Here is a 16041-nt window from a genome sequence, read left to right on the forward strand (position 1 = left end):
CACCAAATCCGTTAATGCAGCATACCGGTTTCGCTTGAATGCGAAGGCAAATGCCCCGATATTGCCACCACGGCCGGTATTGGCTGGCTGGTTATGGAGATTGAAACAATGGCTAATTGGAACGACCCGCGCGCTACGGCCGCCGGCTTCCCGACGTCTGCGGCCGAAATGGACGCGGCCGTTGATGCTGGTCTGCGGTCGTACATGCTGTCGGTCTACAACTATATGGCCTCGGGCGTGCTGCTGACCGGCATTGTCGCCCTGCTGGCCTATCAATCGGGCTTCACCCAGTCGATGATCGGCAGCCCGTTGATGTGGGTGGTCATGCTGGCTCCCTTGGCGTTTGTCATGGTGCTGAGCTTTGGCATCAACAAGCTGTCAACTGGTGCAGCACAGGCGCTGTTCTGGGTCTATGCAGCAGTAATGGGTCTGTCGATGTCGACGATCTTCCTCGCCTTTTCGGGGACGTCGATTGCGCAGACCTTCTTCGCGACGGCGGCAGCCTTTCTGGGGCTCAGCCTCTACGGCTACACCACGAAGAAGGATCTGTCGGGCTTCGGCACGTTCCTGATTATGGGTGTGGTCGGCATTATTGTGGCGATGCTGATTAATCTGTTTGTACAGTCGACTGCTCTTGGATTGGCGATCAGCGTGATCGGCGTGCTGCTGTTTGCTGGCCTGACCGCCTATGACACGCAGAAGATCAAGAGCATGTATTTCTATGTGCAGGGCACCGACTTTGTCGGCAAATCGGTGGTGATGGGCGCGCTGACGCTGTACCTCGACTTCGTCAACATGTTCACCTTCCTGCTCAACCTGCTGGGCAACCGCGAATAAGCGGGCCAGACAGGCAAGGATTTACGGGACCCGGCGGCGCAATCCGCCGGGTCATTTTTTTGAAGGTTGGCGGGCTTGATAACCAAAGGCATATTGGCATTGGCGGCGCTGGCGCTCCCGGCGGCGGCGCAAGCGAACGAAGCCTCGCCATGCCCTGTGGCGGCGGCTGAGCGCCAGGCAGCGCTCTACGATGCAGCGGCGTTGATTGCTGAACCCGCAAAACTCGATGCGCTCATCGCTTGCCTTGCTGACTCCGACCCACAAGCGCGCGACGATTTTGCCTTTTCGGCGTTGGCAAAGGCGATGCGCAGCGAGGGTTTTCCAGCCGCGCTGGTCAAGCGTGCCCATAGTCAGCTGATGGCGATTCTAGACGATGACAGCGCTGATCCGTATGGAGTGCGGCGGCCCTTCGCGATTATCGCATTGGCCGAGGTCGCTCGCTATGACCGGATCAATATTCTGCTCACCCCTTCCGAACGCCGCGCCCTGGCCGAAACGGCAACCGCCTATCTGCACAGCGTGACCGACTACAGGGGTTATGTTGAAGGCGCAGGGTGGCGCCACGGCATCGCGCATGGTGCCGATCTGATGATGCAATTGGCGCTGAACCCCGATCTTCACCCTGACGATGCCGCCCAGATGCTCGGCGCGATCGCCGCCCAAGTCGCCCCGCACAGTGGGCATAGCTATGTCCATGGCGAAAGCCGACGGCTGACGCGCCCGGTGCTGTTCCTTGCCGCGAGCGGAAAGCTGAGCGACGTGCAATTGGCGGCGTTCTTTACTCGACTAAAGCCTGACGATGCGCCGCGCTGGCGCGAACCCTATGCGTCGCTCGCGGGGCTGGCGGCGCTCCACAACAGCCGTGCCTTTGCCATGCCGCTGCTGGTTGACGTGATGCGTAGCAAGGATGCAGCGGTCCGGCGCATGGAAGCCCCGCTCCTCGACCTGCTCAGCTCCCTACCCTGACTTCTGCCAAAGACGCTTGTGTTGTCATGATGCAGCGATAAGGCCACAGCCATGACCAACGAACGCATCTGGACCGCTGCCGTGCTGGTGATCGGGGATGAAATCCTCTCTGGCCGCACACAGGACAAGAATGTCGCGCAGATTGGCGTGTGGCTGAATGCGCAGGGCATCCGGCTGCGCGAAGTGCGCGTGGTGCCGGACATCGAGGAAGAAATTGTGACGGCAGTCAACGCGCTGCGGGCGCGTTATGACTATCTGTTCACCACGGGTGGGATTGGGCCGACCCATGACGACATCACCGTTGATGCGGTAGCCAAGGCGCTGGGCGTCGCGGTGGAAGTCCACCCGCAGGCGCGGGCGATATTGGAGCGTTATTATGAAACGCGCGGCGGGCTCACCGAGGCGCGGCTGCGCATGGCGCGCGTGCCCGCCGGTGCAGACCTGATCCCCAATCGCATGTCCGGCGCGCCGGGTATCCGCATCGCCAATATGTTCGTCATGGCGGGGGTGCCGCACATTACGGCCGGGATGCTCGATGCGCTATCGGGCCAGCTTGAAGGCGGTGCGCCGCTGGTCGCCGAAACCATCGGCGCGTGGGTACCCGAAAGCGAGGTCGCTGACATGCTACGCGCCGCTGAAAAGGCCCATGTGGGTGTGGCCATCGGCAGCTATCCTTTTTTCCGCGAGGGGCGCGTAGGGGCCAATTTTGTCGTGCGCGCCACCGATGCGGCCACAGTATCGGCCTGCATCGCCGAGGTGACGTCGGGACTTGAAGCGGCGGGTTATCCGGTGACCGCAGGCGGTATCTGATCCGCCGGACGCAATAGCGTCAATATTGCGAGCGCCGATAGCGCCAGCGCGGCCGCGACGAAAAAAGCAATGCCATCAAGCGCGAACGGCGGGTTCGGTCCGGCAAAGCGCGCGTGCAGCGGATTGTAGATGAGCGGCGCGGCTATAGAGCCGAGCGCCATCACCGCAGTCGCAAAACCCTGCAGCTCACCCTGGTTCGACGGGCTGGCGCGACGCGTCATCATTGCGGTCAGGCAAGGGTGCACGAGCGACTGAACGCCGAGCGGCAGGATCATCAGCACCGCGACCAGCGCGCTGTCGGTCCAACCCAGCACCGCCATGATGACGCTGGCAGTGGCGAGCCCCAGCAGTGCGGCGCGGCGATCGCCCAGCGCTGCGATGATGCGCTTGGCGGCAAAGATTTGCGTCCCTGCCATTGTCATGCCGACGAGCGCGAGCGATCCGCCGACTAGGCCCGGCGACCAGCCGTAACGGTCGGCGGCATAATAGCTCCACAGCATCGGATAGATGAGGCTTGAGACCTGCCACAGCAAATAGACAAGTGCGACGCCGCCGATGCCGGGCAGGCGGCGAATAATGAGCAGCGCCCCCACCGGATTGGCGCGCCGCCAGTCAAAAGCACGGCGCTGGTCCAGCGCCAGGGTTTCGGGAAGCGCGACAAGACCGTAGACGAAATTGGCGAAGGCGAGCACGGTCGCGGCGTAGAAGGGCACCCGCAAGCCCAGTTCGCCGAGGACGCCGCCCAGTGCAGGGCCGAGCACGAATCCAATGCCAAAGGCTGCACTTATCAGCCCAAAGCGGCGCGAACGTTCGTTGGGATCGGTAATGTCGGCGACGACCGACTGTGCCGGGCCGTTGATCGCGCCAAAGATGCCGGTCAACGCGCGCGCAACGAAAAGCCAAAAAAGGGTGGGGGCGAACGCCAGAATAAGGAAATCGACGGCAAAGCCGAACAGCGACAGCAGCAGCACCGGACGACGGCCAAACCGGTCGGACAGATTGCCTGCAATTGGCGCGCAAACAAACTGAAACAGCGCAAAAGTGACCGCGATCAACCCGCCAATCGCGGTCGCATCGGCAATCCCCACGTCAGCCAGCTGCATCACCAGCCGCGGCATCACCGGGATGATGATCCCGAACGACATGGAGTTGAGCAGCAGGGTGACGAGCACAAAGCGCAGCGCGCGCGCTTCGGCGGCGGCATCGAGGGTGACGGGAGAAGCGGGCGCCGCGCTGGTCATGCGTACCCGGCCTATCGCAGGCGGCGCGCCGTTGCGAGCGGTTTATCCTAAGCGGCGCGCAGACGATCGAGAAAGCCCGCGCTGAGCCGCTCGAGCGCCGCTGTTTCCTGCGCGAGCAAGCGCGCGACATCGCCAAGCTGGCTGACCACCGCGCCGCTTTCAACGGTGCGTTCGGCGACCACGCCAATGGCATCGGCGACGGCGCGGCTGTGGCTAGCGGCGCGCGCGGCGCTGCTGTCGATCGCGCCCGTGGCGCTGCTTTGCTGGCTGACGGTCACGGCGATCTGCGCCGCGCGGTCGGTGATGGTGTCCACTTGCGTCGCGACATCGGCCATTTTGCGGTCCGCAGTCCCCATGCGTTCGCGCACCCCGGCGACGAAGCCGCCAATGCGCCCGATGGCCTCCTGCGCTTCGGCGGCCAGCCCCTTCACCTCGCGCGCGACGACGGCAAAGCCGCGTCCCGCCTCGCCCGCGCGTTCGGCCTCGATACTGGCGTTCAGCGCCAGCATATTGGTCTGGCGCGCGATGTCGGTGACGACCTGAACGAGATCGGCCATGCCTGCGGCGTCGCTGGTGAGGGTGCGGACGTGCGCCACCCCTGCCCCGGTAGCCGAAGCAGCAGCGCTGGCCGCCTCGCGCTGCGCGGCGACCTCGCTATGGATATGCGCGACGGCATCGCGCAGCTGCGACGCGGCGGCGGCGACCTGTTGCACCGCCTGATTCGCCTCGCCCGCCGACTGGCGCACGGTGGCGACGCGTTCGCCGGTTTCGCCGGTGATGCGCTGCATCGCTTCGGCCGCGCTGGTGAGCTGGTGCATGCCATCGGCGAGCGCGCGGACCACCGCGACAACCTCGGTCTGAAAGCGTTCGGCGAGCGCCAGCATGGCGGCGTGGCGCGCAGCCTGCGCGCTTTCGCGTTCCTGTTCGCGCGCGGCGGCGACTTCGGCGGCGCGCGCCTGTTCGGCCTGCAGCTGTTCCTCCCGCTCGCGGCGGCGCGCGGCTTCGGCTTCGGCGAGCGCGGCCGAATCGCGCACCTGCTGCATCATAAAGCCCGCGAGACGGACAAAGCCGTGGTGCAGCATCGCGACGTAAAGGATGATGCAGCCATACATGGCGGCGTTGAATTCCTGGGGCGAGCGCCACAGCCCGAACATCAGCGCGCCCGCGACAATAGCCATGAAGGCAAAGGCATTGTGCGGCAGATAAAGGTTGGACAGGCCGCCGGTGGAAATCACCCCGATCATGGTGGCGATAACGAAGATTTCGGTACTGCTGTCCGCCACCTCCATCGCCGCGACGCCGATGATGCCCCACACGACGGCGCTGGCGATGGCGAAAATCTGATGCAGCCGCGCCTCGCCCGCGAGGCCGATGCGGCCAAAGCGCGCAAAAGGCAGGCCGGGCAGCGTCAGGTGCAGCGTCGCGAGCAAGATGATCATCATGATCGCCGCACCGCCAATGACGGCGCGCATTTCGGTGTTCCAGAACAGCAGCATGACGCCGACCATCAGCAGCAGGACGACCGGCGTGGTTTCCATGATGTTTTTGCACATCGAACGGAATTGCGCGGCCTGCTGCGCGTCGGCCCATTTGGGGTCGAGCTCCAACATGCCCAGCGAATTACGAAGCAATGTCAAGGCGCCCACGCGCAAATTCCCCCAAATGCGGTTCTTTACGCGGATCGGCATGGCAGAAGAGGGTAAAGGGGGCGTTAACCATGGGGGGGGTGCGTTGGACCCAGTTCCCCCGCGCAAGCCGGGGTCCACCACAGGGGGCATGGGCAAAGTCGGTGGGCAACGCACTGGGCCCCGGCCTGCGCCGGGGAACGGAGCGCCAAAAAATGGCGGATTCTTCAGAAAGTATAAACATGCCCCCCTATCCCCCCGGTCTGTCCGGCTTGGGAGGGCGGTCGCTCAAAAAATGGCGGATTCTTCAGAAAGTATAATCATACCCCCTATCCCCTCGCCGCCCCGGTGGCACGAATGCAGCGGCGCGGCGAATCCAACAGGCTGGACGAGCGGAGGCAAAGGGAATGACAGGCGGCGGCGATGTAGGAAAGCCCCCTTGTGAGGGGGACGCGGGGTTGGCATGAGGGGGACGATTGGGGGCGTCGCGAAGCATATGGATATAGGCGGCTATTTGGCGCAGGTGCAGGCGCAATTCCAAAGCGGGCAAGCTACCGAGCATAGCTATCGCCCTGCCTTAGCCGCACTGTTCCGTTCCATTGACCCGGCGCTGACGGTCATCAACGAACCCAAGCGCGGCGATGCCGGGATGGTCGATTTCCTGTTCTTGCGCGGCGACGTGCCCATCGGCTGGTGCGAGGCGAAGGATGTCGACAAGGACGTTATCCGCCTGAAGGGATATTCGATCGAACAGCGCAAGCGATATGAAAAGGCATATCCCAATCTGATCTATACCAACGGCGTCGATTTCGAATTCATCCGCGACGGCACACAGGTGCATTTTGTGTCGATTGCCGATTTCCTGATGGGGCTGCAGCCCAACCCCGACAGGTTTAACGAGCTAGCGCGGCAGCTAAAGCTGTTTGCCGAGGCCAAACCGATCAGCATCACCAGTGCAGCCAAGCTTGCGGAAATGATGGCGGCCAAGGCGGCGATCATAAAGGATGAGGTCGGCATCGCGCTGAAGGACGATCCCGAATTTCGCACGGGGCTGGGCGGGCAGTACAAGAGCTTCAAGACCAACTTGCTGCCTGCGCTGGAGCCTGATGAATTCGCCGACATCTATGCCGAGACCATCACCTATGGAATGTTTGCGGCGCGGTTCCACGACGATGATCTGACCACCTTCAGCCGTACCGAGGCGCTGGAAAAGCTGCCCGCCAGCAATCCTTTCCTGAAGGGGCTGTTCGAATATGTCGCAGGGCCAGCGCTGCCCAAGCGCCTGACCTATATCGTCGATGATCTGGTGCAGGTAATGCGCGCCAGCGACCCCCATTCGCTGTTTCGCGATTTCGGCAAATTTACGGCGCGCAACGACCCGTTCGTGCATTTTTATGAAGACTTCCTCGCCGCCTATAACCCCAAGAAGCGCAAGAGCCGGGGCGTGTGGTACACACCCGAGCCGGTGGTCGATTTCATCGTGCGAGCGGTCGATGATGTGCTGAAAACCGAATTCGGGCTCGCCGACGGGCTGGCCGACACCAGCAAGGTGACGGTCGATTGGGACACGGGGGTGAACCACCCCAAGACCGGCAAGCCGGTGACCGAGAAGCGAGAAGTCCACAAGGTCCAGATATTGGACCCGGCAACAGGCACCGGCACGTTCCTAGCCAAGACCGTGCAACTGATCGCCGACCGGGTGAAGGCGCGCGCGCCGGGCAAATGGTCGGGCTATGTCGAGCAGGATCTGCTGCCGCGGCTCCACGGCTTCGAGCTGCTGATGGCCAGCTATGCCATGTGCCACATGAAGCTGGACATGCAGCTGACCGAGAGCGGGTATAAGCCGAGCGAAAAGCCGCCGCGGCTGTCGGTCTGGCTGACCAACGCGCTCGAACCCGCCGAGCGCGAAGTGCGCGACCTGTTCTTTCAGCCGCTCGCCGAGGAAGCGCGCGGCGCGAGCGAGGTGAAGCGGCAAAGCCCGATCATGTGCGTGATCGGGAACCCGCCGTATTCGGGTATCTCACAGAATATGGGCATTTGGATTACCGGCCTGATCGAGGATTACAAATACGTTGATGGCGAGCATTTCGGTGAGCGGAAGCATTGGCTGCAAGACGACTATGTGAAGTTCATTCGAATGGCCGAGCATGTGATTTCTGAGAACCCTTCTGGCGGTGTACTAGGGTTCATCACCAACCACGGCTATCTCGATAACCCAACTTTTCGGGGTATGCGTTGGCATCTTCTCAAGACTTTTGACAAAATTTGGGTGCTCGATTTGCATGGGAATGCAAAGAAGATGGAGAAGAGCCCGGAAGGTTCGCCAGACAAGAATGTTTTTGATATCCAACAGGGCGTAGCGATCGTAATTGCTGTAAAGAAGGGCCGCAAATCAGATAAATTAGCAGATGTTTGGCACGGAGATTTATGGGGAACTCGACACCAAAAGAGCGAAGCGCTTCATAGCCTCGGCGCGTCAGAAGCAATGACAAGTCGTTTGAAGGTAAATGCTCCGAGTTATGTCCTTGTCAAACGTTCTAATGCACCTTCACAGTATTTAGAGGCCCCTTCGCTGCTCGATATAATTATGCACTACTCGTCTGGAATTGTTACATCTCGCGACGAATTCGTAACGGACGATAGTAAGGCCAATTTGCTGGAGCGGATAAATGATTTTGGCGACTTATCGCTATCAGATATGTCTTTTCAGCACCGATACTCCCTCGGCGAGAATTACCAATGGAAAGTATCAGAACAACGGAAGCTGTTTCCCGCTCTCGACCATTCAAACTTGAAACGCATCAGGTACCGGCCGTTTGATGATCGATGGATATACTACCAGGAAAATGTCGTTTTTCGTATGCGACAAAAAGCTTTCGCTCACATTCTCAATCAAAGAAATCTTGGCATAATATTCAATAGGAATATTGAACAGAAGCGAGATTTCGCAGACATTTTGATTTCGGACTCCATTATTCAACACCACTCTTTGAGCTTAAAGGAAGTGAATTTTCTAGCGCCTCTTTATCTCTATCCCGACGACATCGCTGACCAATCCGACGCCTTCACCCCTAAACACCGGACCCTAAACCTCGACCCCAAACTCTATGCCGCCATCTGCGCCGCCGCCGGGATCGACCCTGCCGATACGGCGATGGCGCGCGATGGGAATATGCCCCACCCCAACCCCTCCCCTGAAGGGGAGGGGCTATTCGACTTCCGCGCCGCCACCGGCGATGCGCGGCCATCCGAGGTCAAGGTTTTCGACTATATCTATGGCGTCCTCCATTCGCCCGATTACCGGCGCACCTATGCCGAGTTTCTGAAAATCGATTTCCCGCGCGTCCCCTCGCCCGCCTCCCCCGAGGTCTTCGCGCATGTGAGCGAAAAGGGTGAGGCGCTTCGCCGGTTGCACCTGATGGAAAGCGCAGCGATTGGTGACACACCCTATCCCTATCGGGGCGAGGGCGATGATGGCGTGGCCAAGGGGTTTCCGAAGTTTGAGTCCGCGCCTGCGGCAGCGGGGACAGCGAATACGCCGTCCCCGAAGTCGGGCCGCCTGTTCATCAACCCCGGCCAGTATTTTGATGCCGTGCCCGAAATCGCATGGGGTTTTCCTATCGGCGGCTATCAACCCGCGCAAAAATGGCTGAAGGACCGGCGCGGCCGCGTGCTGAGCTGGGATGACATAAGCCATTACCAGAAGATCATCAAAATCCTGACCGAAACCGACCGGATCATGAAAGAGATTGAGCTTCCATTATAGCGGCCACCTACCCCCGCCCTTAAAACCGGAAACTCAGTCCGCCGGTCAGCGAGGTCGCTTCTGGCCCCAGGAAGCCGGCGGTGCGCACGGCGCCCAGTTGCAGGTCAACCGCGTCCGACAGGCCGAAGGCGGCGGTTACGCCATATTCGAGCCATTCGTCACTGACGCCCGGGCGGTCGCCGATGCCGAGTGCGGTAGCGCGTTGGGCATTGGTGCCGTTGTAGGCGCTGTTGTTCGAGCTGGCGAGTGCGGCGGTATAGAGGCCGATGCTGTGGCGCTGGTCGGGACCGAACAGCCAGAGCGCGCTGGCGCCGAGCGACCCCGTCACGCCATCCTCACGCGATTCTTCGCCCAGGCTGGTACCGCCGGGCAAGGCCAGTGCGCGCGCGATGCTGATGCGGCTGTAATCCCCAGCAATAAAGGGCGCGAGCACGCCGCGGTCGCCGAGGGGGATTTCGTAGCTGAGCGACAAGCCGGCACCAAAGGACGATCCATCGCTGTCCAGCGCAATCGTCTGGCCAGTGCGCGTGGTAAAGGCGCGGCGGTCGAATTTGCGGTCGCCGAGCGAGACATAGCCATCGATACCGACCGCGCCAAAATAGGTGCCCGCGCCGAAAGTGAGCTGACGCGTCGAGGCGGGAACGGTGGATAATGGCGCGCCGTCGTCGCTGCCGCCATCGATATAGGTTCCGGTCAGGCGGACATAGGTGTCGCCGAAATGCCGGGTGACGCCCAGGCTGGCAAAGGGTTGATCCCCGGCCCCGGCAAAAATGGTGGAGCCGCCGGAGGCAGAGATGCTCCAGTCCTTTGGCTGGGCCGCCGGGGTGTCTTGCGCGGCGGCGGGGGTGCCGATGGATGCAGCAAGGCAAGCGATGATGATAAGGCGCATGGACGTATTTCCCCTTATGAATTGTTTTGGTCCCACCGCCCAACGCACCAGGTGAAAAAATCCTTCATCCGGCGCGAAGGATTTTTTCAGCTGGTGCGTGATAGCATGCGGGGCATCGAGAATTTTCGATCGGGAACCTATGCTGGCGGCACAAAGCGCGGCACCTGTGCAGCGCAACGAGGATGGATTGATGGAGCAGGTGGCGGCGCGCGATGGCGCGGCTTTCCGCCGCCTTGTCGACGCGCATGCCGCCGCCGTGCACCGGATCGCCTATCGCATGCTGGGTGATGCCGCCGAAGCCGAGGATGTAACGCAGGACGCTATGCTGAGATTGTGGGAACATGCGGCGCGGTGGCGGCCCGGCGGGTCAGGGGTGGGCGCATGGTTGCAGCGCGTCACCGCCAACCTGTGCCTCGACCGCCTGCGGCGGCGTCGGTTCAGGAGCGACGACGAGGTGCCCGAGCGCGCCGACACCGCGCCGCTGGCTGACGCGGCAATGGACGCCGAGCGCACCGCCGCCGCCGCGCGCGCCGCCGTGCTGGCGCTGCCCGACCGGCAGCGGCTGGCGATCGTGCTGACCTATTATGAAGGCTTGTCCAACATGGCCGCTGCCGCGACACTCGACATGAATGTGAAGGCGTTTGAATCGCTGCTGCTGCGCGCGCGCGCAGCGCTGCGCGAGGCGTGCGTCAAACGCGGGCTGGTGGCCGACGATCTGCGCGGGGAAGTGGCATGAGCCCCATGGACCGCGACCTCGCCAAGGCGCTCGACGCTTATGCTGCCCCCGCCCTGCCCGCCGACTTTGCCGCGCGGGTGACAGAGCGTGCGTTGGCGGGCAGGCCACTGCCGCCACCGTTTCCCCGCCGCGCCGCGCGGTCGCGCTGGCTGCCCCGGCGCGGGGTGGCGCTGGGACTTGCGGCAGGTGCGCTGATGAGCGCGACGGCGGCGGCGGCGGGCGTGTTCGGCGACATTGGCGTCACCATCCCGGCGCTGCGCCAGTTCGCCGAGCGCATCGCGCTGGTCGAGCCCGCAGAACCCATCAACCCGCCGACGCGCCGCGCCGCCGCCCCCCTGCCCCCCGCCAGCGCGGCGGCGGGCACCCCGCTCACCGCCGCGCCGATCGGCCCCGCGCTGACCCCTGAGCAGCTGGAAACGCGCTTTCGGGCCGCCGACGCCCGACGCGCGGAACGGCGCGAGCGGGTTACCCAGCGCGTCGAATCCGCTGTCGAGCGCGGCATTGCCCGGCGCGAAGCCGCAGGGCTGCCCGTGCCCAGTCCCGAACAGCGGGCCGCGATACGCGCGCGGGTGGAAGACCGGCTGGTGACACGCGATGCGCTGACGAGCGAGCGGCGCGAGGCCAACCGCGATGCCCTGCGCGCGCGGGTGCGCGAGCAGCAGGCCGCGCCCGCCGATGCGGGGGCCGCGCCAGTCCCCGCGCCCGCGCTGACGCCCGAAACTCCCCCGGATCCCGCAGCGACACCCGAAGCCGAGGCTAGTGCCGAATCGACCAAGGCGGGCACCGCCGAGCGCCCGCGCCTGACCCCCGCTCAGCGCGAGACGCTGCGCCAACGCCTCACCGAGCGGCGCGAACGCTTGCGCCGTCAGCGGCAGCAATGATTCCGGCCACCCCCATTTTTCGCGAAGGGTTTTTGCAGCTCGCCCGTTGAAGGGGTGTGACCGGCAACAAACCGCCGGACCTCACGGGAAGATTTGAGCAGGAGTTAAACCCATGAAAGCCATTTATTTTCTGACCGCCGCCCTGTTGCTGACGCCTGCCACGGCGCTGGCCCAGGAAACCAAAGTGCGCACAGGCTCTGGCCCCAACGGCTCGGCAACGCAGACGACCACGGTCGATAAGGAAGCCGGCACCGTTGACCGCAACAATGTGGTGACGCGCGCCAGCGACGGCGCCACCGCGACGCGCGACGTCAACCGCACCAAAACCGACACCGGATCGACCGTGACCGTCGATGCCACCAATTTCCAGGGCGAAACCCGCTCGGCCGAACGGGTGCGCACGCGGACCGAGAATGGTTCGACGATGACCGGCAGCGGCACCACCTTTGACGGTCGCAGCTATGGCGTCAGCGGCGAGCGTGCGCGCACCGACAATGGCTATACCGCCAGCCAGCGCCTGACGAACAGCGACGGTGGCACGGTGGCATCGCGTGATGTCGTCGCCACCCGGGAAAATGGCCGCGTCAACCGCCAGGTGACGACCGACCGGCCGCAGCGCGAGCGCCCGCAGCGCTCGTCGCGCCGCGGCCGCGGCGGCCAATAAGCACCAAACCGCACGCCCGGCGCCTCTCCCCTGACCCCTCCGCCGGGCGCACCACCTGACGGGCATGGGCCGGATTGCTCCGGTTCCATGCCCGCTTTGTTTGCTCAACCCGAAAAAGGGGGCGGCCCCCGTTGACATCCCCCGCGCCCGCCCCTAGTGGCGCTCGCCTACCCCGTGCCCAGATGGCGGAATTGGTAGACGCACCAGCTTCAGGTGCTGGCGGTCGCAAGGCCGTGGAGGTTCGAGTCCTCTTCTGGGCACCATTTCACCAATCACTGGCGTGCAGGCCTTCCCCGGCGGGGAAACTCCACGGGAGTTTCTGGTTTGTCGGCGTCCGCCGACGGGGGGAGGTTCGAGTCCTCTTCTGGGCACCATTTCACCAATCACCGGCGTGCAGGCCTTCCCCGGCGGGGAAACTCCCGAGCGCAAGCGAGGGCTCGCCGCGCTCGAATACAACCAGCTTGGCCCGCGCTCCGGCGCGGGCGGCGGGGCAACTATCTTTTGCCGCCTGCCTTGTAACCCGGTGGCCGCAGCGCCATCTTAAGGGTGGTTCCCAGTCTTGATCGACGGTCTCGGGCATTCTTCATCGAAATGCCATCTCCTTCTTTTTCGCCTTTGCGCCGCAGCCATGGCCCATCCCGGGCGGCTGCACTTTTGAGAAGGAAATCAGCATGACCGAATTTGGCAGCATCACCAGCTTTGACCGCAGCGCCGGTCGCGGCACCATCACCCCCGAAATGGGCGGCGCAGCCCTGTCGTTCCGCACGTCGGATCTGGCCGTCACGAGCGTCGCTCCGGTGGCCGAGCAGCGCTATGGCTATGACGTTCGCAAGGCCGGCGACGGCAAAAGCTATGCCATCAACCTGCGCCAGCAGAACAAGAGCGACACGCACAAGGAACAGGCCGAAGCCCAGAAGGGCTGAACGCCGACACCGCAATGACGGCAAAACCCCTGCGGCGTTACAGTGTCGTGGGGGTTGCGCCTTTTCCCCGGAAAGAAAGCAACCGCCGCATGGATATGAATCAACTTTTGCATGACCATCAATTTGCCAAGCTGTTGGCCCAGCATGCGCCCTTGCCCGCTACGCGCGGCGACAACCGCGTGCTGACTGGTCAGATGGCGGCGCGCATCACCGCGTGGCGCCGCGACAAAGGATTGTCGGCGCTTGGCTGGCCGCGCGATGATCGCGCCTGTCTGGCAGCCGTTTGATGCCCAAGAAACCGCCCGCCAGCCCTTCCCCACCGTCTGCAGGCGCCGACGCATGGGAAAATGAGGGCGGCACGCCGCGGCAAGCCGCCGCCACTGCGCTGCCCGACGGCATCACGGCAGTGGCCGCAACGCATTACAGCGTTGGGCCTTATCGCTACACCAATCTGGACGATGCGTTGGCCGAACTGGGTCGCCAAACGGCGCGCTGAGACGAGCATGGCCGCCGCGCCGCGCGTGATCTGATCACGCGCGCGGGCTTGGCATGCGCGCCTTTTGCGATATGCGGGGCGCCTATCCCTTTTTCTTGCGGTGGCTATCGAGGTCCAGCACGGCGCTTTCGCTGCCTTCGCCCTGCAGCAGGCCGAGGCGGCGGGCGACTTCCTGATAGGCTTCAACCTCGCCGCCGAGGTCTCGGCGGAAGCGGTCTTTGTCGAGCTTTTCGTTGGTCTGCATGTCCCACAGCCGGCAACCATCGGGGCTGATTTCGTCGGCGAGGATGATGCGGCTGAAATCGCCCTCGAACCAGCGGCCGAATTCGAGCTTGAAGTCGACGAGGCGGATGCCGACGGCGGCGAACATGCCGCTCATGAAATCATTGATGCGGATCGCCATGTCCTGAATATCGTGCAGCTCTTCCTGGGTGCACCAGTTGAAGCAGGCGATATGTTCCTCGGCCACCAGCGGGTCGCCCAGGCTGTCGTCCTTGTAGCAATATTCGATGAGCGTGCGGGGGAGCAGGGTGCCTTCCTCCAGCCCCAGACGCTTGCTGAGCGTGCCGGCGGCGACGTTGCGGACGATGACTTCGATGGGAACGATCTCGACGCGGCGGATAAGCTGTTCGCGCATGTTGAGGCGGCGGATGAAATGGTGTGGCACGCCGATGTTGCCGAGCAGGGTGAAAACATGCTCCGAAATGCGGTTGTTGAGCACGCCCTTGCCATTGATGGTGCCGCGCTTCTGCGCGTTGAAGGCGGTCGCATCATCCTTGAAATATTGGATCAGCGTGTCGGGTTCGGGCCCTTCATAGAGGATTTTGGCTTTGCCTTCATAGATTTGGCGGCGGCGGGCCATGGCGGCGTCCCTTTATGCTCTGGTATAAAATCGAAGGCCCCGGCGGCACGAAGCGCTGGGTGAGCGAGTCGGGCTGCCGGGGCGGTTGCGCAGCGTATAGCGCGGAAAAGTGAACAGGTCACGCAATGCGATAATCACCGTAGTGCTGAGCCTGTCGAAGCACGTGGCGCAGGAATTCACCGATTTCGCTGCCCCGCGCCGCGCCCTTCGACAGGCTCAGGGCTACGGTTCTTGGAGGCTTGGCGATGGCGCAGGCACGAACGGTGGATCGCTGGCGAACCGGATGGGGGGCGCGATGTGCGCTTCTTCGCCGGCGCGGACGATGAGGCCGCGTGTCGCGATATGGGGTTGGTCAAAGGCTTCGCGGAAATCGAGGACGGGGGCGAAAGCGACATCTTTATCGGCGAACCAGCTTTCCCATTCGGCACGGGTGCGGGTGGCGAAGGTTTCGCGGAGGAACTGGACGAGCGGGGCCTGCGCGGGGCCGGCGTCGGCTCCGGCGAGCGGGATAAGGTCGGGGCGATCGAGCGCGGTCAAAAGGTTGCGCGCGAATTTGAGCTCGCGCCCGCCGAGGACGATGTGCCGGGCGTCGGACGTTTTATACACTTGGTAAAAGGCTGCACCGCCGAGGCTGCGCTGGGTGGCGGAGGTGGGCGGGTCACCGCCCGCGATGGCGGAACCGGCGGTGTGGACGCACCAGGGCAGCATGGCGTCGAACATGGCGATGTCGACATAATCGCCCTGTCCCGACTTTTCGCGGCCGATCAGCGCCATCAATATCGCCGAAAGCGCGGTCAGTCCTGCGGCCATGTCGGCGCTGGGCGCGCCGGGAACGACGGGGGTGCCATCGGGACCGTCGTTGACGCTGAGGAACCCTGCGAGCGCTTGCACCGCCATATCGTGCGCGGGGTGGTGCGCGAGCGGGCCCGATTGGCCGAACGCGCTGATCGAGGCATAGACAATGCGCGGGTTGATGGCGCGCACGGCGGCGTAATCGAAACCGAGCCGCGCCATGACGCCGGGACGGAAACCTTCGACAAAGACATCAGCGCTGGTGATGAGGTCGGTAAGTGCCGCGCGGCCGGCGTCCGATTTGAGGTCGAGCGTGACGCTGGTCTTGCCGCGGTTGAGGCCCGCAAACCAGACGCTGTGATCGCCGGCGAACGGCGCCATTTCGCGTACCGGATCGCCGCCGGGGGGTTCGACCTTAATCACTTCGGCGCCGTGGTCCGCCATCATCACGGTGAGCATCGGACCGGGGAAGAATTGCGTGAGATCGACAACGCGGATGCCAGAGAGTTTGCCCATGGCCGCGGGCGTAGCATGCGCGAAAGGGCTTGCAATA

15 protein-coding genes and 1 tRNA gene are annotated in these 16041 nt (G+C 63.4%); 11 read left to right on the forward strand and 5 right to left on the reverse strand.

Annotation, left to right across the window (positions count from 1 at the left end; genetic code table 11):
* Positions 1-108: 108 nt before the first annotated feature.
* The 3 genes from AC2TC0_RS12265 to AC2TC0_RS12275 all read left to right on the forward strand — a co-directional run bounded on the left by AC2TC0_RS12265 (position 109) and on the right by AC2TC0_RS12275 (position 2613).
* On the forward strand, positions 109-837 hold the full coding sequence (locus tag AC2TC0_RS12265; protein WP_484718125.1) for a Bax inhibitor-1/YccA family protein: 729 nt from the start codon (positions 109-111) through the stop codon (positions 835-837).
* A gap of 75 nt (positions 838-912) precedes the next feature.
* Positions 913-1803 carry a DUF2785 domain-containing protein gene (locus AC2TC0_RS12270; RefSeq protein ID WP_484717808.1) on the forward strand — a complete coding sequence of 297 codons (891 nt, stop codon included), beginning with the start codon at positions 913-915 and terminating at the stop codon, positions 1801-1803.
* Positions 1804-1854: 51 nt separating this feature from the next.
* Entirely contained in the window at positions 1855-2613 is a 759-nt protein-coding gene (locus tag AC2TC0_RS12275) for a competence/damage-inducible protein A (protein ID WP_484717809.1), read from the forward strand.
* On the opposite strand, the gene AC2TC0_RS12280 is transcribed toward AC2TC0_RS12275, so the two are convergent.
* Both AC2TC0_RS12280 and AC2TC0_RS12285 read right to left on the reverse strand, forming a co-directional pair.
* On the reverse strand, positions 2586-3854 hold the full coding sequence (locus AC2TC0_RS12280; RefSeq protein ID WP_484717810.1) for an MFS transporter: 1269 nt from the start codon (positions 3852-3854) through the stop codon (positions 2586-2588). The two genes, AC2TC0_RS12275 and AC2TC0_RS12280, sit on opposite strands and share 28 nt — an antisense overlap.
* A 47-nt stretch (positions 3855-3901) precedes the next feature.
* The gene (locus tag AC2TC0_RS12285; RefSeq protein WP_484717811.1) at positions 3902-5464 is read right to left on the reverse strand and encodes a methyl-accepting chemotaxis protein; all 1563 of its coding nucleotides are present in this window, start codon (positions 5462-5464) and stop codon (positions 3902-3904) included.
* 664 nt (positions 5465-6128) lie between these two features.
* On the opposite strand from AC2TC0_RS12285, the gene AC2TC0_RS12290 reads away from it, so the two are divergent.
* Positions 6129-9245, forward strand: coding sequence for a type ISP restriction/modification enzyme (locus AC2TC0_RS12290; protein ID WP_484717812.1), 3117 nt, complete (start codon positions 6129-6131; stop codon positions 9243-9245).
* Positions 9246-9264: 19 nt separating this feature from the next.
* On the opposite strand, the gene AC2TC0_RS12295 is transcribed toward AC2TC0_RS12290, so the two are convergent.
* On the reverse strand, positions 9265-10134 hold the full coding sequence (locus tag AC2TC0_RS12295) for an autotransporter domain-containing protein (protein ID WP_484717813.1): 870 nt from the start codon (positions 10132-10134) through the stop codon (positions 9265-9267).
* Positions 10135-10273: 139 nt separating this feature from the next.
* On the opposite strand from AC2TC0_RS12295, the gene AC2TC0_RS12300 reads away from it, so the two are divergent.
* The 7 genes from AC2TC0_RS12300 (at position 10274) to AC2TC0_RS12330 (ending at position 13834) form a co-directional block, all read left to right on the forward strand.
* Positions 10274-10870: a sigma-70 family RNA polymerase sigma factor gene (locus AC2TC0_RS12300; protein WP_484717814.1), complete on the forward strand. Its 597-nt coding sequence runs from the start codon at positions 10274-10276 to the stop codon at positions 10868-10870.
* Positions 10867-11751, forward strand: a complete 885-nt coding sequence (locus AC2TC0_RS12305) for a hypothetical protein (RefSeq protein WP_484717815.1) — start codon at positions 10867-10869, stop codon at positions 11749-11751. The genes AC2TC0_RS12300 and AC2TC0_RS12305 overlap by 4 nt, the downstream gene beginning before the upstream one ends.
* A 112-nt stretch (positions 11752-11863) precedes the next feature.
* Positions 11864-12415, forward strand: coding sequence for a hypothetical protein (locus tag AC2TC0_RS12310; RefSeq protein WP_484717816.1), 552 nt, complete (start codon positions 11864-11866; stop codon positions 12413-12415).
* 176 nt (positions 12416-12591) lie between these two features.
* Positions 12592-12678, forward strand: a tRNA-Leu gene (locus AC2TC0_RS12315).
* 408 nt (positions 12679-13086) lie between these two features.
* On the forward strand, positions 13087-13338 hold the full coding sequence (locus AC2TC0_RS12320; RefSeq protein WP_484717817.1) for a hypothetical protein: 252 nt from the start codon (positions 13087-13089) through the stop codon (positions 13336-13338).
* Between the two features lie 89 nt (positions 13339-13427).
* A complete protein-coding gene (locus AC2TC0_RS12325; protein ID WP_484717818.1) occupies positions 13428-13625 on the forward strand; it encodes a hypothetical protein in 198 nt (65 codons plus the stop codon).
* Complete coding sequence (locus tag AC2TC0_RS12330) at positions 13625-13834, forward strand: hypothetical protein (RefSeq protein ID WP_484717819.1); 210 nt, start codon at positions 13625-13627, stop codon at positions 13832-13834. Before AC2TC0_RS12325 ends, AC2TC0_RS12330 begins: the two co-directional genes overlap by 1 nt.
* An 82-nt stretch (positions 13835-13916) precedes the next feature.
* Here the strand turns inward: AC2TC0_RS12330 and purC are convergent, their stop codons facing one another.
* Together purC and AC2TC0_RS12340 are read right to left on the reverse strand one after the other, a co-directional pair.
* Positions 13917-14696, reverse strand: coding sequence for a phosphoribosylaminoimidazolesuccinocarboxamide synthase (gene purC / locus AC2TC0_RS12335; RefSeq protein ID WP_484717820.1), 780 nt, complete (start codon positions 14694-14696; stop codon positions 13917-13919).
* Positions 14697-14918: 222 nt separating this feature from the next.
* Positions 14919-16004 (reverse strand): CaiB/BaiF CoA transferase family protein, encoded by a 1086-nt coding sequence (locus tag AC2TC0_RS12340; RefSeq protein WP_484717821.1) that lies wholly within the window; start codon positions 16002-16004, stop codon positions 14919-14921.
* Positions 16005-16041 lie beyond the last annotated feature (37 nt).

Source organism: Sphingopyxis sp. sgz302558, from assembly GCF_057220455.1.

Coding starts and splice junctions, on each gene's coding strand:
- AC2TC0_RS12265 (WP_484718125.1), top strand. CDS start 109: ATGGCTAATTGGAACGACCCGCGCGCTACGGCCGCCGGCTTCCCGACG.
- AC2TC0_RS12275 (WP_484717809.1), top strand. CDS start 1,855: ATGACCAACGAACGCATCTGGACCGCTGCCGTGCTGGTGATCGGGGAT.
- AC2TC0_RS12280 (WP_484717810.1), bottom strand. CDS start 3,854: ATGACCAGCGCGGCGCCCGCTTCTCCCGTCACCCTCGATGCCGCCGCC.
- AC2TC0_RS12285 (WP_484717811.1), bottom strand. CDS start 5,464: ATGTTGGAGCTCGACCCCAAATGGGCCGACGCGCAGCAGGCCGCGCAA.
- AC2TC0_RS12290 (WP_484717812.1), top strand. CDS start 6,129: ATGGTCGATTTCCTGTTCTTGCGCGGCGACGTGCCCATCGGCTGGTGC.
- AC2TC0_RS12295 (WP_484717813.1), bottom strand. CDS start 10,134: ATGCGCCTTATCATCATCGCTTGCCTTGCTGCATCCATCGGCACCCCC.
- AC2TC0_RS12300 (WP_484717814.1), top strand. CDS start 10,274: ATGCTGGCGGCACAAAGCGCGGCACCTGTGCAGCGCAACGAGGATGGA.
- AC2TC0_RS12305 (WP_484717815.1), top strand. CDS start 10,867: ATGAGCCCCATGGACCGCGACCTCGCCAAGGCGCTCGACGCTTATGCT.
- AC2TC0_RS12310 (WP_484717816.1), top strand. CDS start 11,864: ATGAAAGCCATTTATTTTCTGACCGCCGCCCTGTTGCTGACGCCTGCC.
- AC2TC0_RS12320 (WP_484717817.1), top strand. CDS start 13,087: ATGACCGAATTTGGCAGCATCACCAGCTTTGACCGCAGCGCCGGTCGC.
- AC2TC0_RS12325 (WP_484717818.1), top strand. CDS start 13,428: ATGGATATGAATCAACTTTTGCATGACCATCAATTTGCCAAGCTGTTG.
- AC2TC0_RS12330 (WP_484717819.1), top strand. CDS start 13,625: ATGCCCAAGAAACCGCCCGCCAGCCCTTCCCCACCGTCTGCAGGCGCC.
- purC (WP_484717820.1), bottom strand. CDS start 14,696: ATGGCCCGCCGCCGCCAAATCTATGAAGGCAAAGCCAAAATCCTCTAT.
- AC2TC0_RS12340 (WP_484717821.1), bottom strand. CDS start 16,004: ATGGGCAAACTCTCTGGCATCCGCGTTGTCGATCTCACGCAATTCTTC.